We start from the raw sequence: 26,456 nt of genomic DNA, 5'->3' as shown, positions 1-26,456 counted from the left end.
CGCATCGGCCGCGCACGATTATTCGCCAGCGCATTATTGCGGCCGTTGGCGTTGCTCGAGCGGAGGGCGGGCAGCGAGGTCATGCAGCGACCGTAACCCGCCGCGCGGGCCGGTGCAACTGTTACCGCAGCAACCGTTCGATCAGGCGCAGGTACAGATCCGGCAGCGCCTCCAGGTCGGCCACGCGCACGTGCTCGTCGACCTGGTGGATGCTGGCGTTGACCGGGCCGACCTCGATGCACTGCGCGCCCAGCGGCGCGATGAAGCGTGCATCGGAGGTGCCGCCGCCGGTGCTCTCCTCCGGCGGCGCGCCGGCAACCTCCCCCAGCACCTCGCGCGCCACCCGGCGCAGCGTGCCTTCCGGCGTGTAGAACGGCTCGCCGCTGCGGTGCCAGCGCAGTTCGTAGTCCAGGCCATGGCGATCGAACAGGGCGGCGATCTCCGCCTCCAGCCGCGGCGCGTCCCAGTGCGGGGTGTAGCGCAGGTTGAAGGCCACCTGCAGCTCGCCGGGGATCACGTTGTTGGCGCCGGTGCCGGCGTGCACGTTGGAAATCTGCAGGCTGGTCGGCGGGAAGCTTTCGTAGCCGTCGTCCCAGTGTCGCGCGACCAGGTCGGCCAGCGCCGGCGCGGCCAGGTGGATTGGGTTGCGCGCCTTGTGCGGATAGGCCACGTGCCCCTGCACGCCGCGCACGCGCAGCGCGCCAGAGAGGCTGCCACGGCGGCCGACCCGCAGCAGGTCGCCGAGCCATTCGGTGGATGAGGGTTCGCCGGTGATGCACCAGTCGATGCGTTCGCCGCGCTCGGCGAACACGCGCGCCACGTGGCGCACACCGTCGATCGCATCGCCTTCCTCGTCGCTGGTCAGCAGCAGCGCCAGCGTGCCCGGGTGCTGCGGCTGCGCGGCCACGAATCGCTCGGCGGCGACCACGAACGCGGCCACGCTGCCCTTCATGTCGGCGGCGCCGCGTCCGTACAGCACGCCGTCGCGCATCTGCGGAACGAACGGATCGCTGGCCCAGGCCTCGCGCGGTCCCGGCGGCACCACGTCGGTATGCCCGAGCAGCGCCAGCACCGGACCATCGCCGCCGCGGTGGGTCGCCCACAGGTTGTCGACCTGCCCGCAGCGCAGCCGCTCGATGACGAAACCGGCGCGCTGCAGCCGCTGCGCAATCAGGTCCTGGCACCCAGCATCGTCAGGGGTGACCGACGGGCGGGCGATCAGGTCGCAGGCGAGTTCAAGGACATCGGACATGCAGGGACACCATTAGAAAGCACCAGGGAGACGCGATGAGGATCGCCGGCGGCAGCGTCGCGGGCGGGCGGCGCCGGAAACGCAGTGTACGAGCGGGACTGGCGGATTCGAAGCGTCGGCCAGGATCGCCTGGCGGGGATGTGGCCGCGATTCCGGCCGCCGCTACGGGACGACGCCGGGCCAGCGCATGCACTGCACGCGCACCGCGAAGGCTTCGTTGCCCGGCATGCGCCCGCGCTGCAGGCCGGTCTCGACGAAGCCGCAGGCACGGTAGAACGCCAGTGCCGCGGCGTTGCCTTCCAGCAGTTCCAACGTCAGGCCGGACGGACTGGCGTCCTGCACCGCGACCACCAGCGCCTGGCCGACGCCGCGCCGGCGCGCGGCCGGATCCACGTACAACCAGGCCAGTTCCTCGCCATCGTCGGCGACGAAGCCGAGCACCTGGCCCTGCCACTCGGCGACCTGCACGCGGTAGTCGAACAGGGCCTCGCGCTCGGCCGCGATCGGCAGCGGCAGGAACGCCTCCACCAGGCCCGCCGCCTGCAATTCCTCCAGACGCGCGGCATCGTGGATGGCGCACAGCCGCGCCCAGTCCTCGGCCCGGTACGGGCGGATGTTCACGCCACCCCGAATCGCTGCTTGAAGCCGTTGTCGGAGAAGCCCTGGCTGAGCCGGCCGTCGTCGGTCACCACCACCGGCCGCCGGATCAGCTGCGGATACTCGCGCAGCAGCAACTTCCACTCGGCATCGGAGCCAGGTGTCTTCTTGTTGTCGGGCAGTTGCCGCCAGGTGGTGGAGGATTTGTTGACCAAGGTGTCGAACCCGCCGGCCTGGCCGGCCCAGTCCAGCAGGGTGTCCGGCGTCGGCTTATGCTCGCGGTAATCGACGAAGGTGTAGGCCACGCCGAAGCGGTCCAGCCACTTGGTCGCTTTCTTGCAGGTGTCGCAGTTCTTCAATCCGTACAACGTCGTCATCGAAACATCCCTTCAAGCGAGGAAGCGTGGCTAACAACACGTTGCGAGCAGCCGACAGATGGCCGGGACGGCGCGCGCAGGAACCGGAGTGTACAAGTGCGTACATGATTCCGAGCACCCTCCCCGCTCGCCTGGCGGCTGCGCAGCAGATTCGTTAGCTGCTCTGAGCCCCTCTCCAATCGGGAGGGGGTTGGGGTGAGGGTCGGGGCGCCGTGCTGCCATGGCACATGCAGACAGCCCGCGTTGCCTCACCGCCCGCGGACGCCATCGGTGCCGTTGCTGCAGTGAGACGGGGCGATCGGACAGCCACCTCTCGCTAGACCAAGCCTCACTGCGCCGGCAGTTCCTGGAGCTTCGCCGAGTCGATCCGCCAGCGCAGCTGCGCGGCCGAGGCCCCGTCCACCCCATTGACCCGGCGCAGCACGTAGTCGCCGCGGAAGCGTTGCCGGGTGCCGTCGGTCAGCGTCGCCTCCACGGTGACCGGCACGGGCTGATACACCGAGCCGGCGGCACCGTCGCCGGCGCCGAGCGCGCCGATCGTCACTGTCACCGCACGGGTCCTGGCGAAACCGGCCTTGAACGCATCGTAGGACTGCCCCGGGCGTCCGTCCTCGCCCCATTGCTGCCAGGCCACCGGGTAGTCGCGCGCGTTGATTGCCGCGTAGTAGCGTCGCACCACGTCGGCCGCTGCCTGCGGGCTGTCGGCGGCCGCACCGCACCCGGCGGTGGTCGGTCCGTCGCGGCCGAGCAGCGCGCAACTGCGGGCGATCTCGTCGTCGATCATGGCGCAGCTGTTGGCGGCATTGCAGGGCGGATGGGTGACTGGCGACACCGCGCGGCAGGTGGCCACGCGCGCCGCCGCCGCGTCGGCACCGATCTCGGCGGCGCAGGACAGTGGTTCACTTGCCACGCTGGCGCTCTCCGTCGTCGCAGGCGCTTTTGCAGGCGCAGCGATCGCGGCCGACGTGGGATCTGGCGCAGCGCCCGTCGCGGTGGGCGTATGGCCGCCCGCAGGTGCCGCTGGCGCCGGCGCGCCCTCGCGACCGCACCCGGACAATGCCAACGCCGCTACCATCCAGCAAGCCCATTTCATCTTCCGCATCGGTGTCTCCTGTCGGCACAGTGGCAGCACCCGGCAACGGTCTACGCCAGGCATCGTCGGCCCGATGCGCATCGCCGCGGCAGCGCTCGAACCCGCGCGTGGCAGCGTATCCAGCCACCGATGTACGTCGGGTGTGCGCCCTTCCCTGGCCGCGAGACCACGAGTTCTGCGAGACAATGGCCTCGCGCCGTGCGACGACCACATCATGTGCCTGGCCTACCCGCAGACAGCGCACTGGCAGTGGATCCGCCGGAGGTTCGGCATACCGGATGCCGACGACGACGGAAGCCACAGCGTGCTTTACCGCCTTTGCGTTTGCTTTTGATCTACCGGGTCCCCTTCCGCAGCGGCGGATGGACCGGGGAAACACCCGAAGGGCGGCAGGGGCAGGGCTCGCCGGGAGAAGGCGAAGCACTGCTTCGTCCCGGCGGGCGGGCCGGCGCCGTGAGGCGACTGCCCCGGACAAGGGCGAAAGCCTTTGCTGCTGCCGCAAGCTCAAGTGCTTGATGATTGGAAATGTAAGAGCGGCTGCGGCGTGGATGCAGTGCAATGCAGCACCACCGTGCTGCATGCTTTCGCGAGTGCCACCGCGCTGGGCACTCTTACAGGAACACGCACAGTAACCGCACAACGCACAAAGACCCCCACCTGACCACGAAGTCGACAGGAAGCAGCACACCAAAGCGAGACCGGGCTGGGCCCGGTCCCACCATCCTCAGTCGGCCAACCCGCGCAGCAGATCGTTGACGCTGGTCTTGCTCCGGGTCTTGGCGTCGACCTGCTTGACGATCACCGCGCAGTACAGCGAGTGCGACCCGTCCTTGGACGGCAACTGCCCGGACACCACCACGCTGTACGGCGGCACGTAGCCGTAGGAGATCTCGCCGGTGGCGCGGTTGTAGATGCGCGTGCTCTGGCCCAGGAACACGCCCATCCCGATCACGCTGTGGTGGCCGACCACCACGCCCTCCACCACCTCCGAGCGCGCACCGATGAAACAGTGGTCCTCGATGATGGTCGGGCTGGCCTGCAGTGGCTCGAGCACGCCGCCGATGCCGGCGCCGCCGGACAGATGGCAATGCTTGCCGATCTGCGCGCAGGAACCGACCGTGGCCCAGGTGTCGACCATGGTGCCCTCGCCCACGTGCGCGCCGATGTTGGTGAAGCTCGGCATCAGCACCACGTCCTTGCCGAAATAGCTGCCGCGGCGCGCCACCGCGCCCGGCACCACGCGCACCCCGGCCTTGCGGAACTCGGCTTCGTGGTAGCCGGCGAAGCGCGCTTCCACCTTGTCCCAGAACGGCGCCGGCTGCGCTTCCACCACCGCCATCTCGTTGACCCGGAAGTACAGCAGCACCGCCTTCTTCAGCCACTCGTTGACCTTCCAGCCGCCGTGCCCGTCCGGCTCGGCGACGCGGAACTCGCCGCTTTCCAGGCCATCGATGACGCGGTTGACCACCGGCCGGGTCGAGCCCTCGATCTCGTCCAGGGTCAGCGTGGCGCGGCGCTCGAAGGCGCTGTCGATGGTGAACTTCAGCTCGTCGGCGCTGGGCATGGCGGCCGGCTTGGCGCGCAGCGGCTTCGGTGCGGACTTGGCGGGCTTGGCCGCCGCGGTCGGCACCGCAGGCTTCGCGGCAGCCGGCTTGGCCGGCGTCTTGGGGGCCGGCTTCTTCTTGGCCGCCGTCTTGGCAGCAGGCGTCTTGGCGGCAGGCTTCTTGGTGGCCATCAGCGGGGGTCTCCAGGCGGGGTATCGGGGTCCAGGCAGGCCTGCAGCGCGGCCTGCAGCGCCTGGCGGGAGGCGTCGGGCAACGGCAGGTTGTGCTCGTCGGTGATGTGGAACAGATCCTCGGCGCGCTCGCCGAAGGTGGCGATGCGCGCGTCGTGCACGCGCAGGTGGTGCCGGCGCAGCACCTGGGCCACGTCCGACAGCAGCCCGGGGCGATCCGGCGCGACCAGGCTCAGGCGGGTGCGCCGACCGTCCACGCTCTCGCGGAATTCGATGCGCGGGGCGAAGCGGAAATGCCGCAGTTGCCGCGGCACCACCCGCCGCGCCGGGCGCAGGCGCGCCAGGTCGCCGGCCAGCGCCTCGCGCAGCGCGGCCTGCAGTTGCACCAGGTCGCCGCTGGCGAAGGCATCGGCCGGCATCACCTCGAAGGTATCGAAGATCGCCTCGTGCGGGGCATCGAGCACACGCGCGCGGTGGATGCCGTAGCCGAGCCGGTCCAGGGTCATCACGATCGCGGCGAACAGGCCGTCGCGATCCGGCGAGTACACGAACACCTCCAGCGCCGCGTCGTCGGGGGTGACCGGACGCACCTTGACCAGGGTGCCGCCCAGTTCCACCTCCATCAGCGAGGTGGCCTGCCAGGCCAGTTGCTCGGGGCGGAAGCGCAGGAAACTCTCGTCGGGCATGCCGGCGAACTGGCGATCGATGGTGACGTCGTCGTGGCCCTGCAGGTGCATCAGCGCGCGCGTGGCTTCGCGCGCCTCCTGCAGGCGCTCGGCGATCGGCAATGGATGCTCCAGGCCCTCGCGCAGGGCGCGGCGCGTAGCGAAGTACAGATCGGCCAGCAGCCGGTCCTTCCACGCGTTCCACAGCTTGGGGCTGGTGCCGGCGATGTCGGCGCAGGTCAGCAGATACAGATAGTCCAGCCGCTCGCGGTCGCCGACCAGGCTGGCGAAGCGATGGATCACCTCCGGATCGGCGATGTCCTGCTTCTGCGCGGTCACCGACATGCGCAGGTGCTGCTCGACCAGCCAGGCGACCAGGTCGGTATCGGCGGCACTGAGCGCATGCGCGGCGCAGAACGCGCGCGCGTCCACCGCGCCCAGTTCCGAATGGTCGCCGCCGCGGCCCTTGGCGATGTCGTGGAACAGGCCGGCCAGCAGCAGCAGTTCCGGCTTGCGCAGCCGCGGCCAGACTTCATGCGCGATCGAGAAGCGTTCGTCGGCGCGCGCATTGGCGAACACCGCCATGTTCTTCAGCACCATCAGCGTGTGCTGGTCGACCGTGTACACATGGAACAGGTCGAACTGCATGCGCCCGGAGACCTGCGCGAACGCCGGGATCCACTGTCCGAGCACGCCCAGCCGCGCCATCCGGGTCAGCGTCTGCACCGCGCGCGGGCCGCGCAACAGCGCCAGGAAGCGCTCGCGCGCGCTCGGGCTGGCGTCGGCGTAGGCCGGCAGATGCGGCAGCGCCTCGGCCAGCGCGCGCGCGGTCAGCGAATGCAGGCCGCGGATCTCGCCGTGCGCCGCCCAGGCGGCGAACAGCGCGAACACCTGCACCGGATCGGCCTGCGGCCAGCGTTCGTCGTCGGCGGCCAGGTAGCCGCGGCGCAGCGAGAAGCCGCCGTCCAGCGGCTGCGGCTGCGCCTCGCCGTCGAACTGTTCCTCGAAGCGTTGCAGCAAGCGGTCGCTGAGCCGGCGCACGATCGCCGCGCTGCGATAGAAGCGCTGCATCATCTTCTCCACGCCCAGGCTCTCGGGGTCGTCGGAGAAGCCCAGGCGCTGCGCCAGGGTCTTCTGGTAATCGAAGCGCAGGCGCTCTTCCGGGCGATTGGCGACCAGGTGCAGCCCGTAGCGCAAGCGCGCCAGTTCGCGGCGCTCGCGGCGCAGCGCGGCGGCTTCGTCGCCGCCGACGTGGCCCAGCCCGATCAACGGCTCCAGGTCGCGCACGCCGAACGCGCGCAGCGCCATCCAGCCCAGCGTGTGCAGGTCGCGCAGGCCGCCGGGGCCGTCCTTGATGTCCGGCTCCAGGTTGTCGGCGGTGTCGCCGAAGCGCTGGTGGCGGGCCTGCAGTTCCTCGCGCTTGGCGATGAAGAATTCGCGCGGCGGCCACACCCGCGGCGGCGCGATGGCCGCCGCCAGCGCCGCCTTGGCCGCGGCGTCGGCCTGCAGCGGGCGCGCCTCGATCAGCGCGGTCAGGACGGTCTGGTCGGCGCAGGCCGCGGTGCACTGCGCGGCCGAGCGCACCGCATGGCTCACCGGCACGCCCGCGTCCCACAGCAGCGGGAACAGCCGCGCCAGCGCCGGTTCGTACGCCGGGTCGAGCTCGCCGAACACCAGCAGGTCGATGTCCGAGCGCGGGAACAGTTCGCCTCGGCCGTAGCCGCCGACCGCGAACAGCGCCAGCACGGCCTCGCGCGGCACGCAGCGGCTCCAGGCATGGCGGATCAACTGGTCCAGCGCGCGCGCGCGCAGCGCCAGCAGGCGATCGATGTCGTCGCCCTGGTCGAAGCGCTTGCTCAGCCGCGCATCGGTCTGCGCCAGCAGTTGCCGGACCGCGGCCGCCCAGCCGGCGTCATCGACGCCGGCGTCGGGCATGCCGGCATCGGCACCGGCCGGCAGCAGGCTCACGGTTCGCCGAGGCCGCCCGGCGACAGGGTCAGCACCTCCACCCCATCCTCGGTGACGGCGACCATGTGCTCCCATTGCGCCGAGAGCTTGCGGTCCTTGGTGACCACGGTCCAGCCGTCCGGCAACACGCGGGTGTAGCGCGTGCCCTCGTTGATCATCGGCTCGATGGTGAAGGTCATGCCCGGCTTCAGCACCAGGCCATCGCCCGGCCGGCCGTAGTGCAGCACCTGCGGTTCGTCGTGGTAGACCTTGCCGATGCCGTGGCCGCAGTACTCGCGCACCACGCTGAAGCGCTCGCTCTCGGCGTACTGCTGGATGGCATGGCCGATGTCGCCGAGCGTGGCGCCCGGCTTCACCGCGCGGATGCCGCGCCACATCGCCTCGTAGGTGGCCTCGATCAGGCGCCGCGCCATCACCGAGGGGGTGCCCGCGCAGTACATGCGACTGGTGTCGCCGTGCCAGCCGTCCTTGATCACAGTGACGTCGATATTGACGATGTCGCCGTCCTTCAGGACCTTGCTCTCACTGGGGATGCCGTGGCAGATCACGTTGTTCACCGACGTGCACACGGTCTTCGGGAAGCCGCGGTAGCCGACGTTGGCCGGCACCGCCCCCTGCACCTTGACGATATGGTCGTGGCAGATGCGGTCCAGCTCGGCGGTGGTGACGCCGGGCTTCACGTACGGGCCGATCAGGTCCAGTACCTCGGCGGCCAGGCGGCCGGCCACGCGCATCTTCTCGATGTCCTGCGGAGTTTTCAGATTGACGGTCATGGTCGTCATTATCGCTCATCCCAGCGCTGGCTGAACGCGCCGGGCGTGTCGGCGGTTTTCCGGCGTCGCGGTTCGCCTCCCGCCGCCTTCATCGCACTGAACGCGGCCCCCCGTGGTCGCCATCCCATGTGAAAACTGGATCGCGATCCATAAAAGTGTGAACTGGCCTGCAGTTTGCAAGCAAAGGCAACACCGGCGTTTCACCGCCATCATCGAAGAACCCCGCCATGTACCTCTTCCATCGCGTTCTCGCCTTCCTCGTGCTGTTCGCCGCCGGGACCGGCCTGGCCTGGGCCCAGTCCGACTCGCGCACCTTCAACGTCAAGATCCAGATCACCAGCGTCTGCGACATCCAGACCGCCCCGACCGACGTGGATTTCGGCAGCGTCAATTCGAACCAGACCGCGATCAACAGCACCGGCACCTTGAACGTGCGCTGCACCTCGGGCACGCCGTACAACATCGCGCTCAACGCCGGCTCCGGCTCCGGCGCCACGGTCACCACCCGCACCATGGGCAGCGCCGCCGCCGGCAATACCACGCGCGTGCCCTACGCGCTGTATCGCAACGCCGCGCGCACGCAGAACTGGGGCTCGACCATCGGCACCGACACCCAGGCCGGCACCGGCAATGGTGCGGTGCAGCCGATCACCGTCTACGGCCAGGTCGCCAACACCAACTACCCTGCCGGGTCATACAGCGACGTCGTCACCGCCACGGTCAGTTGGTAACCGGAGCCGCCTGCATGCAAGTGCGATTGCCTTCCTTCCTGCGCCTGCCGGCGCTTGCCGCGCTGTGGCTGGCGGCGGCCGGCACGGCCGTGGCGGCGAGCCTGCAGGTGGCGCCGACGTCGGTGTCGCTGCGCGCCGAGGAAACCGCGCAAGGCGTGTGGCTGAGCAACAGCGGCGACGTGCCGCTCCGCGCGCAGGTCCGCGTGTTCCATTGGCAGCAGCGCGACGGCGAGGACGTGCTCGACCCCAGCGACCGCATCGCGCTCAGCCCGCCGATGCTGGAACTGGCGCCGCACTCGCGGCAACTGGTCCGGGTGATCCGCCTGGATCCCGCGCCCGTTGCCGGCGAGGACGCCTACCGCATCCTGGTCGACGAGTTGCCCAGCCAGGACGCCGGCGGCACCGCCAGCGCCGGGCTGCAGTTCGTGCTGCGCTACTCGGTGCCGGTGTTCCTCAAGCCGGCCGTGGCCACCGCGCCGGCATTGCGCGCGCGGCTGGTCCGCGACGGCGCGGGCGCAGCGCTGGAAGTGCGCAACCAGGGCAACGGCCACGCGCAGTTGGTGGACCTGCAGTTCGTCGCCGGCGATGGGCAACGCAGCGCCATCGCCGCTGGCCTGGCCGGCTACGTACTGCCGGGCCAGCGCAAGCGCTGGCCGCTGCCGGCGGCGCTGGCGCAGACACAGGGAACGTTCGAGGCAAGGATCAATGGCGAGCCACGCGCGCAGTCGCTGGTCATGGACGCCGCGGCGCCCTGAGCTGCTGCTGGCCCTGTGGGCCGGCACCGTCGCGCCCGCCGTCGCCCAGCCTCAAGTCCCCACCCCGCCCCAGGCCGCTGCGCCGGCGCAGGAGACCCTGTACCTGGAAGTCACCCTGAACCAGACCCGCCAGCCCGGCCTGTTCCAGTTCCAGCGCGACGGCGCGCAACTGCGCGCCAGTGCCGCGACCCTGCGCCAGCTCGGCCTGCGCGTGGACGCCAGCGACGCCACCGCGGCGATCGCCCTGGGCGACCTGGACGGCGTGCGCTTCCGCTACGACGCCAGCCTGCAGCAACTGGCCATCGACGTGCCGGTGGCGCTGCTCGACGTCGCCACCACCCGCATCGACGCCCGCGGCAGTGAACCGTCGCTGCCGGCGACCAGTTCGCCCGGCGCCCTGCTCGACTACGACCTCTACGCCAGCCGCCAGGGCAGCGCCAGCAACCTCACCGCCAGTGGCGAACTGCGCGTGTTCGGCCTGGGCGACGGCCTGCTGCGGCAGTCCTTCGTCGGCCGGCTGTACCGCGAACCGCAGCAGGACTGGCGCGCCCAGGCGATCCGCCTGGACACGCAGTGGCAGTGGTCGCTGCCCGAGCGCATGACCAGCGTGGTGCTGGGCGACACCTTCAGCAGCAGCACCAGCTGGAGCCGCACCCTGCGCCTGGGCGGGGTGCGGGTCGGCAGCGACTTCGGCCTGCAGCCGTATCGCGCGATCACCCCGTTGCCGGAATTCCTTGGCGAAGTGGCGGTGCCGTCCAGCGTGGACCTGTACGTCAACGGCATCCGCCAGTACGGCGCGCAGTTGCCGGCCGGGCCGTTCCAGTTGTCCGCGGCACCGGGCGTGGACGGCGCCGGCAATGCCCAGGTGGTGATCACCGACGCCTACGGCCGCACCCGCTCGCTGGCCTTTCCGTTCTATGCGACCCAGGATCTGCTGGCCAGCGGCCTGACCGACTGGTCGCTGGCGCTGGGCCGGGTGCGCGAGGAGTACGGCGTCGCCGATTTCGCCTATGCCGGCGACACGGTCGGCAGCGCCAGCTGGCGGCGCGGCGTCGGGCCGCGCTTCACCGCCGAGGCGCATGCCGAAGCCGGGGCCGGCGTGCGCAACGCCGGCGTCGGCGGGCTGTGGCTGCTGCCGCGCGCCGGCGTGTTCGGCGCCTCGCTGGCGCACGGCGGCGGGGCCGGCCAGCAAGGCCTGCAATACGCGCTCAGCTACCGCTGGAACAACGGCCGCTTCAACCTGGCGCTGGATACCCAGCGCGCCCAGTCCGGCTACCGCGACGTGGCCGCGCGCTACGGCGCCGCGCCGCCGCGGGTCAGCGAGCGCGCCCTGTTCGGCAGCAGTTGGAACGGCCTGGGCAGCATCGCCCTGAGCTATGTGCGCCTGGCCTACCCGGACAGCGACGACCAGCGCTACGCCAGCCTGTTCTGGACCCGCGCCCTGCCGCGGCAATCGTCGTTGAACCTGAGCATCAACCAGAACCTGGACCAGGCCCGCGACCGCAGCGTGTACCTGGGCTGGTCGGTGGCGCTGGACGGCCGCCGCCAGGCCGGCGTCGCCATGCAGCGCATCGGCGCGCGCACCAGTGCGACGGCCGACCTCAGCCAGGCGGCGGCGGCCGACGGCGGCAGCGGCTGGCGGCTGCAGGCGCGCGGCGGGCAGGACGGCGGCGGCGGCCTGGCCGAAGCCAGTTGGCGCGGCGCCAGCGCCCGCTACGCCGGCGGCATCGCCAGCACCGGCGGCCAGACCTACGGCTACGCCGAGGCCTCGGGCGGCGTGGCCTGGATCGGTGGCGGCTGGTTCCCTGGCCGCGATCTCGACCAGGCCTTCGCCCTGGTCTCCACCGGCGGCGTCGCCGACGTGCCGGTGTTGCTGGAGAACCGGCCGATCGGCCGCACCGATGCGCGCGGCTTCCTGCTGGTCACGCCACTGCTGGCCTGGCAGCACAACCGGCTGTCGATCGATCCGATGCGCCTGTCGGCGGAGCTGCGGCCCGAGCAGGTCGACCAGATCGTGGTGCCGCGCGACCGCACCGGGGTGGTGGTGGCGTTCCCGATCCACCGCAGCGATGGCGTGCTGGTGCAACTGCACGATGCCGACGGCGTGCCGCTGCCGGTCGGCAGCCGGGTGCATGGCCCCGGGGTCGACACGGTGGTCGGCTACGATGGCCAAGCCTATGTGGAAGGACTCGGCGCCGGCCGCAACGACCTGGAGGTGGACATGCACGGCAGCCGTTGCCGGTTCCGCATCGAGCGCACGACGCAGGCCCCGCCCACCGGGCTGGGCCCGCTGCGCTGCCTGCCGGAGACCGCGCCGTGAGCGTGCGCGCCTGGCGCCTGCTGCTGCCGGCGCTGCTGCTGGCGGCCGCGGCCTTGCTGCCGTCGCGCGCCGCGGCCACCACCACCTGTACTGCGCAGGCCACGGCACTGAGCTTCGGCACGCTTTCCGATAGCGCCGCCACCGACGCCACCGCGCAGGTCGTGGTCACCTGCCAGACCGGCGCGATCAGCGTGCTGGGCACCATCTACGTGCGCATGTGCCTGAACATCGACGAAGGCGCGCAAGGCGGCGGTCTCGGCATCACCCCGCGGCGCATGCTCAACCCGCTCAACGACAGCCTCGGCTTCCAGCTCTATCGCGACAGCGCCCGCAGCCTGATCTGGGGCAGTACGCTGAGCGGCTCCACGCCGCTGCAGGTGGACCTGACCTACTCGTCGCTGGCGACCGGCGGCAGCGGCACCGCCACCTACACCCTCTACGCGCGGGTGCCGCTGCAGAGCGGCATCGCCACCGGGCTGTACCAGAACAGTTTCAGCGGGGTGTACACCAACCTGCAGTACCGCTACGACGAACCGCTGATCGGCAACCCCGCGGTGATCCCCACCTCCTGCACCACCGGCGGCAAGGGCGGCGGCACCTCGGTGCAGTTCCCGTTCGTGGCCAGCGCCACCGCCACGCCGACCTGCACCATCGCCAGCATCGCCGATCTGGATTTCGGCACCCAGTCGGGCCTGATCGACACCCCGCTGAACTACACCACCGCGCTCAGCATGACCTGCCGCGCCCGCACCGCCTGGCAGGTCAGCCTGGACAACGGCCAGAACGCCAGCGGCACCGTGCGGCGCATGCGCAGCGCCAGCGGCCAGTACCTGACCTACGAGCTGTACCGCGACGCCGCGCGTACCCAGCGCTGGGGCAGCACCCTGAACACCGACACCCAGACCGGCACCGGGACCGGCGCCGCGCAGTCGCTGACCCTGTACGGCCAGGTGCCGGCCCAGCAGACCCCGGCCCCGGGAAGCTATAGCGACGTGGTCAAGGTCACCGTCACCTACTGAGGCCTGAACGGGACCGCGGCGCGGGTCAAGTTGCCGGGATGGGAGCCGTTATCGATTGTGTCTACTTCGGAGCCCCGATCGATGCGCCTGCCGTTCCTGCGACCGCTGCTGTTGGCGAGCCTGTGCGTGGCCGGCATCGATGCGGCGGCGCAGCCCACGGTCGGCAGCGGCAGCGCCACGTTGCGGATCGGGATCCGCATCGAGCGCAGTTGCGAGATCGGCACCGCGGTCGGCGCGCAGCCCGGGGCGCTGCCGACGATCGCCTGCAACCGCCCGCTGGCCTACCAGGTCAGCATCGACGGCACGCCCGTGCCCAGCGCCGGCACCGCGCTGGCCTTGAGCCTGTCCACGACCGGCGCCGCGCCGCGCGACGCGGCGCGCTACGCCACGGTCGCGTTCTAGTGGGCGGTGCCCGCCGCCGAATGCGCACAGGCCTGCTGCCAGCGCTGCTGCTGGCGCTGGCCGGTAGCGCCGATGCGGCCGGGGTGCGGATCAGCCCGACCCTGGTGCAACTGGCGCCGGAGGAGACCAGCACCGAGATCTGGCTGAGCAACACCCAGGACCGCCCCTGGCAGGCGCAGGTCCGGGTGTACCGCTGGCAGCAGATCGAGGGAATGGACGCACTGGAGAGCACCGACGAGGTCCGCACCAGCCCGCAATCGATCGACATTCCCGCGCAGGGGCGGCAACTGCTGCGGCTGGTGCGCATCGGCCCCGCCGCTACCACCGAGCGCGCCTACCGCCTGGTGCTGGAGGAACGTGCCGCTCCAGCCGACGCTGCCGCGCCTTCGCCCGTCACGGCAGGCGCGCCCCTGCTGCTGCGCTATTCCACGCCGGTGTTCCTGAGCCCAGCGGACCCGGCGGCCGCGCCGCGCCTCAGCGCCCACCTGATTGCCGGCGCGCAGGGGCCGGAGCTGGTGGTACACAACCGCGGCAGCGCCCACGCCCGGCTCAGCGACCTGAGCTTCATCGCCGCCGACGGTCATACCGTGCCCCTGTTCCCCAGCCTCGCCGGCTACGTCCTGCCCGGCGCCTACAAGCGCTGGCCGCTGCCGGCCGCCGCGGCCGCGCCGGGCGGCCGCTTCGCGGCGCGGCTCGACGAGCAGGCACCGCTGCAGCCGCTGCCGGCCGAGTAAGCCGGCCGGCGCATTGCGCCACCGCCCCCCGCCAGGTATAGTGCGCGGCTTCGTCGTGCCTGTCATGGCCCGATGAACCGTCCACGCCGGACGCACCGGCGAATTCACACCTGCTGCCATCGCCCGTGCCGGGGTGCTCCGCAAGGAGTTCGGTCACGGAGACAGCAGGGAGGCCCAACCCCGGAATCGTCGTGCGGACCCACAAGGCCGCACCGTCATGCGCGCGCTTCACCCATCCCTGCCCGCGCACGGCCGGTTCCCCATCAGGAGTCACTGCAATGCCCCAGGTCACCATGCGTCAGATGCTGGAAGCCGGCGTCCACTTCGGCCACCAGACCCGCTACTGGAACCCCAAGATGGCGCCGTACATCTTCGGCGCGCGCGGCAAGATCCACATCATCAACCTCGAGAAGACGGTTCCGCTGTTCAACGACGCGATGAACTTCATCTCCAGCGTCGCGCAGAAGCGCGGCACCATCCTGTTCCTGGGCACCAAGCGCAGCGCCCGCGACGCGGTGAAGGAAGAAGCCGAGCGTTGCGGCCAGCCGTTCATGACCCAGCGCTGGCTGGGCGGCACGCTGACCAACTTCCGCACCGTCAAGCAGTCGGTGGCGCGCCTGAAGGAGCTGGAAGCGGCCGAAACCGACGGCACCTTCGATAAGCTGGTCAAGCACGAAGTGCTGACCCTGCGCCGCGAGCGCGACAAGCTGGAAGCCTCGCTGGGCGGCATCAAGGAAATGAACCGCCTGCCCGACGCCCTGTTCGTCATCGACATCGGCCATGAAGACATCGCCATCAAGGAAGCCAAGAAGCTCGGCATCCCGGTGATCGCGGTGGTCGACACCAACTACAACCCGGACCTGGTGGACTACGCCATCCCGGGCAACGACGACGCCATCCGCGCCGTGCAGCTGTACGCCCGTGCCGCCGCCGACGCCGTGCTGGAAGGCAAGGCCGCTGCGCCGAACGCCGCCAGCGTGCGCGAGGAAGAGTTCGCCGAGGGCGGCGACGACAAGGGCCGCGGCCCGCGCAAGAACGGCAAGAAGGCCGAAGAAACCGCTCCCGCCGCCGAGTAACCGGCGCGCCATGCGGCTGCGCGATCATGCGCAGCCGCTGCCCGGCGCGTTCGGCGCGCCCGGCTTCGCGAGCGCCGCCTGCGGCGCCCGCTTCCCAGATCTACCGGCCGGCCGCAAGCCGGCCTTTTCCCACCTTTCGTGAGGACATCCCGTGGAAATCACTGCTTCCCTGGTCAAGGAACTGCGCGAGCGCACCGGCGCCGGCATGATGGAGTGCAAGAAGGCACTCACCGAGAACGCCGGCAACATCGACAACGCCGCCGAGTGGCTGCGCAAGTCGGGCCTGGCCAAGGCCGACAAGAAGGCCGACCGCGTCGCCGCCGAAGGCCGCATCGCGATGGCCCAGGACGGCGGCAAGGCGGTCCTGGTCGAAATCAACTCCGAGACCGACTTCGTCGCCAAGGACAACAACTTCCTGGCCTTCACCGATGCCGTGGTCCAGGCCGCCCTGGCCTCCGGCGCCGTCGACGTCGAAGCGCTGAAGAGCGCCAAGCTGCCCAGCGGCGAGACCGTCGAAGAAGCCCGCGCCGCGGTCATCGCCAAGGTCGGCGAGAACGTGCAGGTGCGCCGCCTGGTGCGCATCGACAGCGCCAACAACGTCGCCGCCTACGTGCACGGCGGCCGCATCGGCGTGCTGGTCGAGGTCAAGGGCGGCGACGCCGACCTGGCCCGCGGCATCGCCATGCACATCGCGGCGATGAACCCGCCGCACGTCAAGGCGTCCGACGTCCCGGCCGAGTTCGTGGCCAAGGAAAAGGAAATCGAGCTGGCCAAGATGTCCGAGAAGGACAAGGCCAAGCCGGCCGACATCCTCGAGAAGATCATCAGCGGCAAGATCGCCAAGATCGTCAACGAGGTCACCCTGTACGGCCAGCCCTACGTGTTGAACACCGACCAGACCGTGGAGCAGGCGGTGAAGGCCGCCGGCGCCGACGTGGCCGGCTTCCAGCGCCTGGCGGTGGGCGAAGGCATCGAGAAGGTGGTGGAAGACTACGCCGCCGAAGTGATGAAGCAGGCCGGCCTGGCCTGATCCCGCGCCCGGGAAGAAAAGAGCCGCGCACTGTCGCGGCTTTTTTTTTGCGGGTGTACGCTGCGCGGGCTGGGACAGGCCGCTGCCCCATCTCTTATTCCATGCCGTATCGGAAGTGCATGCATCCTGAACTCGAAGCGATCCTGAGCCACTCCCGCGACCTGCCCTCGCCTCCCGGCATTGCCTTGCGCATCATCGAGCTGGCGCAGGACGCGGACGTGGATCTGGCGGCCACCGCCGACGCCATCGCCATGGACATGGCGCTGAGCGCGCGGATGCTGCGCATCGCCAATTCCCCGCTGTACGCCAGCCGCCGGCGCATCGACAACCTCGGCCAGGCGCTGACCATGCTCGGCCTGAACGCCGCGCTGAGCCTGGCGCTGGGCTTTTCGATGGTGCAGAGCCTGCGTGGCGACGCCAGCGCGCCGCAGGAACGGCTGTGGCGGCGCAGCGTGCTGGCCGCCCTGGCCAGCCGCCTGCTCGGCCAGGCCGCCGGCCTGCGCAAGCACGAGGAACTGATGCTGGCCGGCCTGCTGCAGGACATGGGCGCACTGGCCCTGCTGCACGTCTGCCACGACCGGTACGCGGCACTGCTGCAGGAGGCCGAAGGCGATCCGCAGCGGCTGAGCGCCCTGGAGCGCGAGCACCTGGGCGCCGACCGCGCCGAGGTCGGCGCCTGGCTGGCGAAGAAATGGAAGCTGCCCGGCTACCTGCAGCGCAGCATCGGCAACGGCGGCGACGCCGAGGCGAGCGAACCCTTCGACATCTGCGTGCGCCTGTCCGGGTCGATCGCCGACATCTGGCTCAACGAGGACACCGAAGCCGCACGCAGCCACGCCATGCAGCGCGCCTATCGCGACCTGCAACTGGACAGCCGCCGCTTCGACGAAGTGATCGGCCATATCGCCGAAGCGCTGCCGTCGGTCAGCCCGATCTTCGACGTGCGCATCGCGCAGCCGGAGCGGGTCGACGCGATCATCAGCCACGCCCGCGAGCTGATGGTGCTGCGCAACCTGCGCGACGTGCAGGAGGCCAATCGCGTGCGCCAGCGCGCCGACGAATACGAGCAGCACGCCCGGCGCCTGGCCGAGCAGGCCAGCCGCGACGCCCTCACCGGCGTGTTCAACCGGCACCAGCTGGACACCCTGCTGCAGCAGCAGTTCGAACTGGCCAACCGTCACGACTGGCCGCTGTCGGTGGCCTTCATCGACCTGGACGACTTCAAGAAGATCAACGACGCCCACGGCCACCTGGTCGGCGACCAGGTGCTGCGCGCGTTCGCCCAGACCCTGCAGCCGCTGCTGCGCAGCAGCGACATCGTGGCGCGCTTCGGCGGCGAGGAATTCCTGGTGCTGTTGCCCAACACCGGCGAGGAAGCCGCGCTCGGGGTGATGCGGCGCATCCTGTCCGAGATCGCGCAGCGGCAGATGGCCCAGACCAGGCAGGGCCCGCTGCACATCAGCTTCTCCGCGGGCGTGGCCACCCAGGGCGGCCGCGAGCGCTTCAACAGCGCGCAGGAACTGCTGCAGGCGGCCGACGACATGCTATACAGCGCCAAGCACGGCGGCCGCAACCGCGTCACCGCGCGTTCGTGCGGCGAAGCGCAACGCTGAAGCCTGCCCGGCGCCGCAGACGCGCTGGCGCGCATCGGCTAAAATCGTGTGGTTTGCCCGTCATCCCCCAACGAGGTCGCCATGTCCCAGCTCGCCTATCGCCGCATCCTGTTGAAACTTTCCGGCGAAGCGCTGATGGGGGATGGGGACTACGGCATCGACCCCAAGATCATCAACCGCCTCGCCCATGAGGTGATCGAGGCCCAGCAGGCCGGCGCGGAAGTGGCGCTGGTGATCGGCGGCGGCAACATCTTCCGCGGCGCCGGCCTGGCCGCCGGCGGCATGGACCGGGTCACCGGCGACCACATGGGCATGCTCGCCACCGTCATCAACGCGCTGGCGATGCAGGACGCGCTGGAGAAGCTCGGCGCCAAGGTGCGGGTGATGAGCGCGATCAAGATCAACGACGTGTGCGAGGACTTCATCCGCCGCCGCGCGATCCGCCATCTGGAAAAGGGCCGCATCGCGATCTTCGCCGCCGGCACCGGCAACCCCTTCTTCACCACCGACTCCGGCGCGGCGCTGCGCGCGATCGAGATCGGCGCCGACCTGCTGCTGAAGGCGACCAAGGTCGACGGCGTGTACGACAAGGACCCGAAGAAGCACCCCGACGCGGTGCGCTTCGACAGCCTGACCTACGACGAGGTCATCGCCCGCAACCTCGAGGTGATGGACACCGCCGCCTTCGCCCTGGCCCGCGACAGCGACCTGCCGCTGCGCATTTTCAACATGGGCCAGCCCGGCGAACTGCTGAAGATCCTGCGCGGCGCCGAGATCGGGACGTTGGTGAAGGGTCGGGGCTGAAACGCCGGGAATGGGGAATCGGGATTGGGGAATCGCCACAGCGTTGCGCGCTGCAACATTGGCTCTGGCCCCGATTCTCGCAACATTGGCGTTGTTTAGGCGAGCCGGAATCCGCCTTGCCATTCCCCATTCCCGATTCCCCACTCCCAGCAGGCTATAATCGTCCGATTCAGATTCAGCACGGACACCGGCGATGCTCAACGAAATCAAGCAAGACGCACAGACCCGCATGGCCAAGAGCATCGACGCGCTGCGTCATGCGCTCATCAAGGTGCGGACCGGGCGCGCGTCGACCGCCCTGGTCGAGCATCTGAAGGTCAACTACTACGGCTCTGACATGCCGCTGAGCCAGGTCGCCAGCGTGGCCGTCGCCGATGCCCGCTCGCTGACCATCACCCCGTGGGAAAAGCAGATGGTCGGTGCGGTCGAGAAGGCGATCCTGGCCTCGGACCTGGGCCTGACCCCGAACACCGCCGGCACCACCATCCGCCTCAACCTGCCGGCACTGACCGAAGAGCGCCGCCGCGAGCTGTCCAAGGTCGTGCATGGCGAAGGCGAGGACACCAAGGTCGCGATCCGCAACATCCGCCGCGACGCCAACCAGCAGGTCAAGGACCTGCTGAAGGACAAGAAGGTCACCGAGGACGAGGCCCGCGCCAGCGAGGACGACATCCAGAAGCTGACCGACAAGGCGATCAAGGACGTGGACGAAGTGGTCAAGGGCAAGGAACAGGAACTGATGGCGGTCTGAGCCTGCGCCTGCCGGCCATGCCTTCCGACCCCGTCCCCATGTCCCTGCCCCGCCACCTGGCCATCATCATGGATGGCAACGGCCGCTGGGCGCAGCGCCGCCGTCGACCGCGCGTGATCGGCCACCGTGCCGGCGCCCGCGCGGTCAACCGCACCATCGACTTCTGCCTGGAGCGCGGCATCGCCGCGCTGACCCTGTTCGCGTTCTCCAGCGAGAACTGGGGACGCCCGCAGGAGGAAGTGGACGCGCTGATGAAGCTGTTCCTGCACGCGCTCGACCGCGAGGTCGAGGAACTGCAGCGGCGCGGCGTGCGCGTGCGCTTCATCGGCGACCGCTCGCGCTTCGCGCCGTCGCTGTGTGAGCGGATGGCCCAGGCCGAGGCGCGCACCCGCGACAACCAGGCACTGCACCTGTCGATCGCCGCCAGCTACGGCGGCCGCCAGGACATCGCCCTGGCCGCGCGCGCGCTGGCCGAAGACGTCGCTGCCGGGCGCCTGCGCCCGGAGCAGATTGACGAGGACGCGCTGTCGGCGCGCATGGCGCTGGCCGACCTGCCGCCGCCGGACCTGTTCATCCGCACCGGCGGCGACCTGCGCATCAGCAACTTCCTGCTGTGGCAGCTGGCCTACACCGAACTGTGGTTCACCGAGACCCTCTGGCCCGAGTTCGGCCCCGAGGTGCTGCAACAAGCCCTGGACGACTACGCCCGCCGCGAGCGGCGTTTCGGCCTCACCAGCGCGCAGGTCGCCGAAGCGGCGACGGAGAACGTTTCCGCATGACCCGTACCCGCGTCATCGCCGCGCTGATCATGGCCCCGCTGGCCATCTGCGCCATCCTGCTGCTGCCGACCCAGTGGCTGGTCGCGCTGGCCGCCTTGATCTTCCTGATCGGCCTGTGGGAATGGCTGAAGCTGGCCGAGGTCGACGACACCCTGCCGCGCACCATCCTGCTGATGCTCAACCTGCTGCTGATGGTGCTGCTGGTGTGGGCCTCGGCCGGCTCGCTGGTGCTGTTCCAGCTGACCACCCTGATCGGCGCCGGCTGGTGGTGCGTGGCCTTGCTGTGGCTGGGCTTCTACCGCTTCGGCTCCGACCACGCCACCTACGCGCGGGTGTTCAAGCTGGCGGCCGGCACCCTGGCGATCGTGCCCGCCTGGGCCGCGCTGGGCCTGATCCACGCCAGCGAGCCCAACGGCCACCGCTGGCTGCTGACCGCCCTGGCCACGGTGTGGGCCGCCGATTCCGGCGCCTATTTCGCCGGCCGCCAGTTCGGCAAGCACAAGCTGGCGCCGCGGATCAGCCCCAACAAGACTGTGGAAGGCCTGGTCGGCGGGCTGCTGGCCGGCCTGATCGTGGCCGCCGGCTTCGGCTGGCTGGCCGGGGTGACCCTGCCGCACCTGCCTGGGCTGCTGATCGTGGCTGCGGTCAGCGTGCTGGCCTCGGTGGTCGGCGACCTGTTCGAGAGCCTGCTCAAGCGCCACGTCGGCGCCAAGGACTCGGGCAACGTGATCCCCGGCCACGGCGGCGTGCTGGACCGGATCGACGGCGTGCTGGCGGCGCTGCCGATCTTCGCGCTGGGCAAGGACATCTTCGGGTTCTGAGGCCAGTGAACACGCGACACAGCAAGGACCCGGCGGTCCGCACTATCGCCGTGCTCGGCGCCACCGGCTCGATCGGCGCCTCGGCGCTGGACGTGATCGCGCGCCATCCGCAGCGCCTGCGCGCCGGCGTGCTGGCGGCCGGGCGCAACGTCGACGCGCTGCTGGCGCTGTGCGCCACGCACCGCCCCGCGCATGCGGTGATCGCCGATCCGGCCCTCTACCCGGCCTTGCGTGACGGCCTGCGCGCGGCCGGGCTGTCGACCCAGGCGCATGCCGGCGACGCCGCCCTGGATCAATTGGTAGCCAGCGACGCCTGCGACAGCGTGGTCGCCGCGATCGTGGGAGCCGCCGGCCTGGCCTCGACCCTGGCCGCCGCGCGTGCCGGCAAGCGCCTGTTGCTGGCCAACAAGGAGGCGCTGGTGCTGGCCGGGGAGCTGGTCACCGCCGCGGCCGCGGCCGCCGGCGCCGAGATCATCCCGATCGACAGCGAACACAACGCCATCTTCCAGTGCCTGCGCTCGCGCCAGACCGGCGCCGAGGTGCGGCGGGTGCTGCTGACCGCCTCCGGCGGCCCGTTTCGCGGCTGGGACCGCGCGCGCCTGCAGGCGGTGACCCCGGCGCAGGCCGTGGCGCACCCGAAGTGGTCGATGGGGCCGAAGATCTCCGTCGATTCGGCGACGTTGATGAACAAGGGCCTGGAAGTCATCGAGGCCCACCACCTGTTCGCCCTGGCACCCGAGCGCATCGAGGTGCTGGTGCACCCGCAGAGCCTGGTGCACTCGCTGGTTGAGTTCATCGACGGTTCGACCCTGGCGCAGATGGGCCTGCCGGACATGCGCACCACCCTGGCGGTGGGCCTGGGCTGGCCGGACCGCATCGCTTCCGGGGTCGCCGGGCTGGACCTGCTGGCGCAGGGCCGGCTGGACTTCGAGGCGCCGGACCTGGACGCTTTCCCCTGCCTGGCCCTGGCCTGGCGCGCGATGCAGGCCGGCGGCAGCGCCCCGGCGATCCTGAATGCGGCCAACGAAGTGGCCGTTTCAGCCTTTCTTCAGGGCCGGATCGGTTTCCTATCGATTCCTGCGCTGGTCGAGAACGCCCTGACCGAGCTGCCTGCGGTCGCGGCCGATTCCCTGGACGCATTGCTGGCGGCGGATGCGCACTCGCGCAAGATCACCGAACTCGCCATTGCCCGCCACTTCGCCCATGCTTGATTCGCACGCCGCCATGAGCCACGCGCATGGGTAATGTCGTCGGCTCCATCTGGTGGATGCTGGTCAGCCTGGGCATCCTGGTGACCTTCCACGAGTTCGGCCATTTCTGGGTCGCGCGCCGCTGCGGGGTCAAGGTCCTGCGCTTCTCGGTGGGCTTCGGCAAGCCGCTGTGGTCGCGCTACGACCGCCACGGCACCGAGTTCGCGATCGCCGCGATCCCGCTCGGCGGCTACGTGAAGATGCTCGACGAACGCGAGGGCGAGGTGGCCCCGGCCGAGCGCGCGCAGGCCTTCAACAACAAGAGCGTGTGGCAGCGCATCGCCATCGTCGCCGCCGGCCCCATCGCCAACCTGATCCTGTGCGTGGCGTTCCTCTGGGCGATGTTCGTGATCGGCAAGCAGGACTACGCGCCGATCGTCGGCCGCGCCGAGGGCCTGGCGCAGCAGGCCGGGTTCCAGCCCGGCGAGCGCATCGTCCGCGTCGGCGACCGCGACGTCGCCACCTGGAGCGAGGCCGCCATGCAGCTGACCGTCGCCGCCATGGATCGCGAAGACGTGCCGGTGCTGACCGAGGACGCGCAGGACGGTACCAGCCGCACCCACACCCTGCGCCTGTCGCAACTGCCGGTCGGCTTCGACGAGCAGCAGGTGCCGGCCCTGGCCGGCCTGACCTGGCGCTTCACCCTGCAGCCGGCGGTGATCGCCAACGTCACCCCCGGCTCGGCCGCCGACGGCGTGCTGCGCCCCGGCGACCGCGTGCTGGCGGTGGACGGCAGCCCGATCACCAGCGCCGACCAGGTCGCGCCACGGGTGCAGGCCCTGGGCCGCGACGGCGGCAACGGCCTGATCGAGGTCGAGCGCAACGGCGAGCGGCTGGCCCTGGAAGTCCATCTCAAGCAGGCCGCCGGCGCCGGCGCGCCGACCTGGAAGCTGGGCGTGGGCATCGGCGAGCAGCGCCGCCCCGCCTACGACGCCACCCTGCGCTACGGCCCGCTGGCGGCGATCCCGGTCGCCTTCCGCGAGACCGGCCGGATGGCCGGCGACACCCTCGGCATCCTGCGCCGCATGCTGACCGGCGAGGCCTCGCTGAAGAACGTCTCCGGCCCGATCACCATCGCCAAGGTCGCCAATGTCTCGGCCAAGCAAGGCCCGGACTGGTTCCTGAATTTCCTGGCCATGCTGTCGCTGAGCCTGGCGATCATGAACCTGCTGCCGATCCCGATCTTGGACGGCGGGCACTTGCTGTATTACCTTATCGAGTTGGTCAAGGGCAGCCCGCTGAGCGAGCGCGCCATGGCGGCGGGACAATTCGTGGGCCTGACGTTGCTGGCAGGGCTGATGGGGTTGGCGTTCTACAACGACCTCTTCGGCCAGGCCCTGCGATGACCCGCGCCGATTCACTCGACCCGCTGTCGTCTTGCGCCGGCGCCCATGCAACAACGATATCGACCTCTACCGGACGTGACATGACGAGATTTCCCACTCGCCGCCTGCTTGCCCTCGCCCTCGCCGCCAGCCTCAGCCTGCCGGCCCTGGCCCAGGTAGCGGAGCCCTTCACCGCCAGCGACATCCGCGTCGACGGGCTGCAACGCATTTCGTCCGGCACCGTGTTCACCTACCTGCCGGTAGAGCGCGGCGACACCGTGGACGAGGCCAAGGTCGCCGAGGCGATCCGTGCGCTGTACCGCACCGGCTTCTTCGAGGACGTGCGCGTCGACCGCCAGGGCAACATCCTGGTGGTCACGGTCAAGGAGCGCCCGGCGATCAACAAGCTGACCGTCACCGGCAACAAGGACATCAAGAGCGAGGAACTGCTCAAGGGCCTGTCCGACATCGGCCTCAGCGAAGGCGGCACCTTCGACCGGCTGAGCCTGGACCGGGTGACCCAGGAGCTGACCCGCCAGTACAACAACCGCGGCAAGTACAACGTCGAGATCACCCCGACGGTGAGTCCGCTGGACCGCAACCGCGTCGACGTGGCCATCGCGATCAAGGAAGGCAAGGCGGCCAAGATCCGCCACGTCAACCTGATCGGCACCGAGAAGTTCCTCAACAAGGACATCCTGGAAAACTGGGAGTCGCGCGAGCACAACTGGCTGTCCTGGTACCGTCGCGACGACCAGTACTCCAAGGAAAAGCTGTCCGGCGACCTGGAGAAGCTCAACTCCTGGTACCTGGACCGCGGCTACGTCGACTTCAGCGTCGATTCCACCCAGGTGGCGATCAGCCCCGACAAGCGCGACATGTACCTGACCGCCGGCATCACCGAAGGCGAGCAGTACAAGATCTCCGACATCAAGGTCACCGGCGACACCATCCTGCCGCAGGAAGAGATCGAGAAGCTGGTGATCCCCAAGCCGGGCGACACCTTCTCGCGCGCGCTGCTGGAATACAGCTCCGACGCCATCACCAACACCCTGAGCAACATCGGCTACGCCTTCGCCAAGGTCACCCCGATCCCGACCACCGACCGCGAGAAGCGCACGGTGGCGGTGAACCTGCAGGTCACGCCGGGCCCGCGCGTGTCGGTGCGGCGCATCGTGTTCCGCGGCAACACCCGCACCTCCGACGAAGTGCTGCGCCGCGAAATGCGCCAGTTCGAGGACACCTGGTACTCGCAGGCGGCGATCGACCGCTCCAAGATCCGCCTGCAGCGCCTGGGCTACTTCGAGACGGTGGACGTGGAAACGCCACCGGTGCCGGGCAGCAACGACAAGGTCGACGTGGTCTACAACGTCAAGGAGACCACCTCGGGCAGCTTCACCTTCGGCCTGGGCTACTCGCAGACCTACGGCGTCACCACCTCGGTGCAGCTGTCGCAGAACAACTTCCTCGGCGGCGGCAACCGCGTCGCGGTCGACGCTTCGCGCAGCAGCTACCAGGAGCGCTACGCGTTCTCCTACACCAACCCGTTCTTCACCGACGACGGCGTGTCGCTGGGCTACAACCTGTCGTGGCGCAAGCTGGACTACTCCGACTTCGGCACCGCGCAGTACAACAGCACCAACGGCGCGGCGCAGGTGATCTTCGGCGTGCCGATCACCGAGACCGACAGTGTCTCGCTGATGTTCGGCGTGGACAGCAACCAGATCACCACCTATCCCGGCTTCACCCCGCAGGCGATCATCAACTACATCGACGCGATGGGGACGAAGACCTTCCACGCCTGGCGCAGTGAACTGGGCTGGGCACGCGACACCCGCGACCAATACTTCATGCCGACCCGCGGCATGTACCAGCGCGTGGGCCTGGAAGCCACCCTGCCCGGATCGACCGTGGAGTACTGGAAGCTCAACTACCAGATCTCCAAGTACTGGCCGCTGTCGTCGTCGCTGGTGCTGAATACGCGTGCCGAATTCGGCTACGGCGACAGCTACGGCAGCGACGTGTCGCGCGATATCTGCGGCACCTACACCAACGGTGCGCAAGGCACCACGACCTACAACCCGCAGGCCTGCGACGGTTCCAACCTGATCCGCCGCGTCACTGCCTCGGGCCTGCCGTTCTACGAGAACTTCTACGCTGGCGGCACCAACTCGGTCCGCGGCTTCGAGGACAACACCCTCGGCCCGCGCTCCGAAGCCACCGCCTCGTACCGCCGCGGCCAGCCGCTGGGCGGCTCGTTCAAGACCGTCGGCTCCTTCGAAATGTACTTCCCGAAGCTGTTCGATAGCCCGTCGGCGCGTATTTCGGCGTTCGTCGATTTCGGCAACGTGTTCAACGGAGTGGACAACTTCAAGTCCAACGAGCTGCGCGCGTCCACCGGCATCGCCTTGCTGTGGCGCGCGCCGGTCGGCCCGATCTCGATCAGCTATGCGATTCCGTTGAAGAAGGAAGACAACGACGAAATTGAGCGCCTCCAGTTCACCTTTGGCGGGCAGTTCTGATCGAGGCGTGACGCTGCCTTCACAGAGCTTCGTTGTTGTGCCAGTGTAATGCCGCCGCCAATCG

The 26,456-nt window shown here is 69.8% G+C and carries 24 protein-coding genes and 1 other RNA gene; 17 read left to right on the top strand and 8 right to left on the bottom strand.

The genetic code is table 11. The annotated features are described in order from the left end of the window. Positions 1-121: 121 nt before the first annotated feature. The 5 genes from dapE to M3U25_RS00570 form a co-directional block, all read right to left on the bottom strand. Positions 122-1,252 carry a succinyl-diaminopimelate desuccinylase gene (dapE, locus tag M3U25_RS00590; RefSeq protein ID WP_355496085.1) on the bottom strand — a complete coding sequence of 377 codons (1,131 nt, stop codon included), beginning with the start codon at positions 1,250-1,252 and terminating at the stop codon, positions 122-124. 162 nt (positions 1,253-1,414) lie between these two features. Further along, positions 1,415-1,873: a GNAT family N-acetyltransferase gene (locus tag M3U25_RS00585; RefSeq protein ID WP_355496088.1), complete on the bottom strand. Its 459-nt coding sequence runs from the start codon at positions 1,871-1,873 to the stop codon at positions 1,415-1,417. Continuing rightward, complete coding sequence (locus tag M3U25_RS00580) at positions 1,870-2,226, bottom strand: arsenate reductase (protein ID WP_355496091.1); 357 nt, start codon at positions 2,224-2,226, stop codon at positions 1,870-1,872. The genes M3U25_RS00585 and M3U25_RS00580 overlap by 4 nt, the downstream gene beginning before the upstream one ends. Before the next feature lie 28 nt (positions 2,227-2,254). Next, a non-coding RNA gene (locus tag M3U25_RS00575) (sX9 sRNA) lies at positions 2,255-2,332 on the bottom strand. Positions 2,333-2,554: 222 nt separating this feature from the next. Further along, complete coding sequence (locus M3U25_RS00570; RefSeq protein ID WP_355496093.1) at positions 2,555-3,010, bottom strand: hypothetical protein; 456 nt, start codon at positions 3,008-3,010, stop codon at positions 2,555-2,557. On the opposite strand from M3U25_RS00570, the gene M3U25_RS00565 reads away from it, so the two are divergent. Continuing rightward, positions 3,009-3,653, top strand: a complete 645-nt coding sequence (locus tag M3U25_RS00565) for a hypothetical protein (RefSeq protein WP_355496096.1) — start codon at positions 3,009-3,011, stop codon at positions 3,651-3,653. The two genes, M3U25_RS00570 and M3U25_RS00565, sit on opposite strands and share 2 nt — an antisense overlap. Positions 3,654-4,043: 390 nt before the next feature. Here the strand turns inward: M3U25_RS00565 and dapD are convergent, their stop codons facing one another. Genes dapD through map form a run of 3 tightly spaced genes read right to left on the bottom strand, consistent with a single transcriptional unit; the run spans position 4,044 to position 8,460 of the window. Beyond that, positions 4,044-5,054 (bottom strand): 2,3,4,5-tetrahydropyridine-2,6-dicarboxylate N-succinyltransferase, encoded by a 1,011-nt coding sequence (gene dapD, locus M3U25_RS00560; protein WP_355496099.1) that lies wholly within the window; start codon positions 5,052-5,054, stop codon positions 4,044-4,046. Continuing rightward, on the bottom strand, positions 5,054-7,654 hold the full coding sequence (locus tag M3U25_RS00555) for a [protein-PII] uridylyltransferase (RefSeq protein ID WP_355496369.1): 2,601 nt from the start codon (positions 7,652-7,654) through the stop codon (positions 5,054-5,056). The genes dapD and M3U25_RS00555 overlap by 1 nt, the downstream gene beginning before the upstream one ends. Before the next feature lie 29 nt (positions 7,655-7,683). Next, the gene (gene map / locus M3U25_RS00550) at positions 7,684-8,460 is read right to left on the bottom strand and encodes a type I methionyl aminopeptidase (protein WP_160946051.1); all 777 of its coding nucleotides are present in this window, start codon (positions 8,458-8,460) and stop codon (positions 7,684-7,686) included. Positions 8,461-8,687: 227 nt separating this feature from the next. On the opposite strand from map, the gene M3U25_RS00545 reads away from it, so the two are divergent. From M3U25_RS00545 to bamA, 16 genes are all read left to right on the top strand, one after another. Beyond that, the gene (locus M3U25_RS00545) at positions 8,688-9,191 is read left to right on the top strand and encodes a spore coat U domain-containing protein (RefSeq protein ID WP_019796707.1); all 504 of its coding nucleotides are present in this window, start codon (positions 8,688-8,690) and stop codon (positions 9,189-9,191) included. Positions 9,192-9,205: 14 nt separating this feature from the next. Then, entirely contained in the window at positions 9,206-9,946 is a 741-nt protein-coding gene (locus M3U25_RS00540; RefSeq protein WP_355496103.1) for a molecular chaperone, read from the top strand. After that, complete coding sequence (locus tag M3U25_RS00535) at positions 9,897-12,266, top strand: fimbria/pilus outer membrane usher protein (RefSeq protein ID WP_355496106.1); 2,370 nt, start codon at positions 9,897-9,899, stop codon at positions 12,264-12,266. Before M3U25_RS00540 ends, M3U25_RS00535 begins: the two co-directional genes overlap by 50 nt. After that, positions 12,263-13,285 (top strand): spore coat U domain-containing protein, encoded by a 1,023-nt coding sequence (locus M3U25_RS00530; RefSeq protein WP_355496109.1) that lies wholly within the window; start codon positions 12,263-12,265, stop codon positions 13,283-13,285. The genes M3U25_RS00535 and M3U25_RS00530 overlap by 4 nt, the downstream gene beginning before the upstream one ends. Before the next feature lie 81 nt (positions 13,286-13,366). Continuing rightward, on the top strand, positions 13,367-13,687 hold the full coding sequence (locus M3U25_RS00525) for a hypothetical protein (protein WP_355496112.1): 321 nt from the start codon (positions 13,367-13,369) through the stop codon (positions 13,685-13,687). 20 nt (positions 13,688-13,707) lie between these two features. Further along, positions 13,708-14,421, top strand: a complete 714-nt coding sequence (locus M3U25_RS00520; RefSeq protein ID WP_355496115.1) for a fimbria/pilus periplasmic chaperone — start codon at positions 13,708-13,710, stop codon at positions 14,419-14,421. A 278-nt stretch (positions 14,422-14,699) separates the two neighbouring features. Continuing rightward, complete coding sequence (gene rpsB, locus M3U25_RS00515; RefSeq protein ID WP_017908839.1) at positions 14,700-15,497, top strand: 30S ribosomal protein S2; 798 nt, start codon at positions 14,700-14,702, stop codon at positions 15,495-15,497. A 151-nt stretch (positions 15,498-15,648) separates the two neighbouring features. After that, positions 15,649-16,527 (top strand): translation elongation factor Ts, encoded by an 879-nt coding sequence (gene tsf / locus M3U25_RS00510; RefSeq protein WP_355496119.1) that lies wholly within the window; start codon positions 15,649-15,651, stop codon positions 16,525-16,527. 119 nt (positions 16,528-16,646) lie between these two features. Next, positions 16,647-18,140, top strand: coding sequence for a GGDEF domain-containing protein (locus M3U25_RS00505; RefSeq protein ID WP_242159356.1), 1,494 nt, complete (start codon positions 16,647-16,649; stop codon positions 18,138-18,140). Positions 18,141-18,221: 81 nt separating this feature from the next. Beyond that, positions 18,222-18,944 carry a UMP kinase gene (pyrH, locus tag M3U25_RS00500; protein WP_160945796.1) on the top strand — a complete coding sequence of 241 codons (723 nt, stop codon included), beginning with the start codon at positions 18,222-18,224 and terminating at the stop codon, positions 18,942-18,944. A gap of 193 nt (positions 18,945-19,137) precedes the next feature. Continuing rightward, positions 19,138-19,695: a ribosome recycling factor gene (gene frr / locus M3U25_RS00495; RefSeq protein ID WP_019796890.1), complete on the top strand. Its 558-nt coding sequence runs from the start codon at positions 19,138-19,140 to the stop codon at positions 19,693-19,695. Positions 19,696-19,733: 38 nt separating this feature from the next. Continuing rightward, positions 19,734-20,474, top strand: a complete 741-nt coding sequence (uppS, locus tag M3U25_RS00490; RefSeq protein ID WP_160963978.1) for a polyprenyl diphosphate synthase — start codon at positions 19,734-19,736, stop codon at positions 20,472-20,474. Next, positions 20,471-21,295: a phosphatidate cytidylyltransferase gene (locus M3U25_RS00485; RefSeq protein ID WP_017908843.1), complete on the top strand. Its 825-nt coding sequence runs from the start codon at positions 20,471-20,473 to the stop codon at positions 21,293-21,295. Before uppS ends, M3U25_RS00485 begins: the two co-directional genes overlap by 4 nt. A gap of 5 nt (positions 21,296-21,300) precedes the next feature. Further along, on the top strand, positions 21,301-22,506 hold the full coding sequence (locus M3U25_RS00480; RefSeq protein WP_355496125.1) for a 1-deoxy-D-xylulose-5-phosphate reductoisomerase: 1,206 nt from the start codon (positions 21,301-21,303) through the stop codon (positions 22,504-22,506). A gap of 26 nt (positions 22,507-22,532) precedes the next feature. Further along, complete coding sequence (rseP, locus tag M3U25_RS00475; protein ID WP_355496128.1) at positions 22,533-23,891, top strand: RIP metalloprotease RseP; 1,359 nt, start codon at positions 22,533-22,535, stop codon at positions 23,889-23,891. An 80-nt stretch (positions 23,892-23,971) separates the two neighbouring features. Then, entirely contained in the window at positions 23,972-26,392 is a 2,421-nt protein-coding gene (bamA, locus tag M3U25_RS00470) for an outer membrane protein assembly factor BamA (protein ID WP_355496130.1), read from the top strand. The last annotated feature ends 64 nt before the right edge of the window (positions 26,393-26,456 follow it).

The sequence above is a fragment of the Xanthomonas sp. PPL134 genome (genome assembly GCF_040595915.1).
Taxonomy (GTDB): domain Bacteria; phylum Pseudomonadota; class Gammaproteobacteria; order Xanthomonadales; family Xanthomonadaceae; genus Xanthomonas_A; species Xanthomonas_A indica.
The sequence above is the reverse complement of the archived record's forward strand: the minus strand, read 5'-3'. Positions and strand labels throughout refer to the sequence as shown.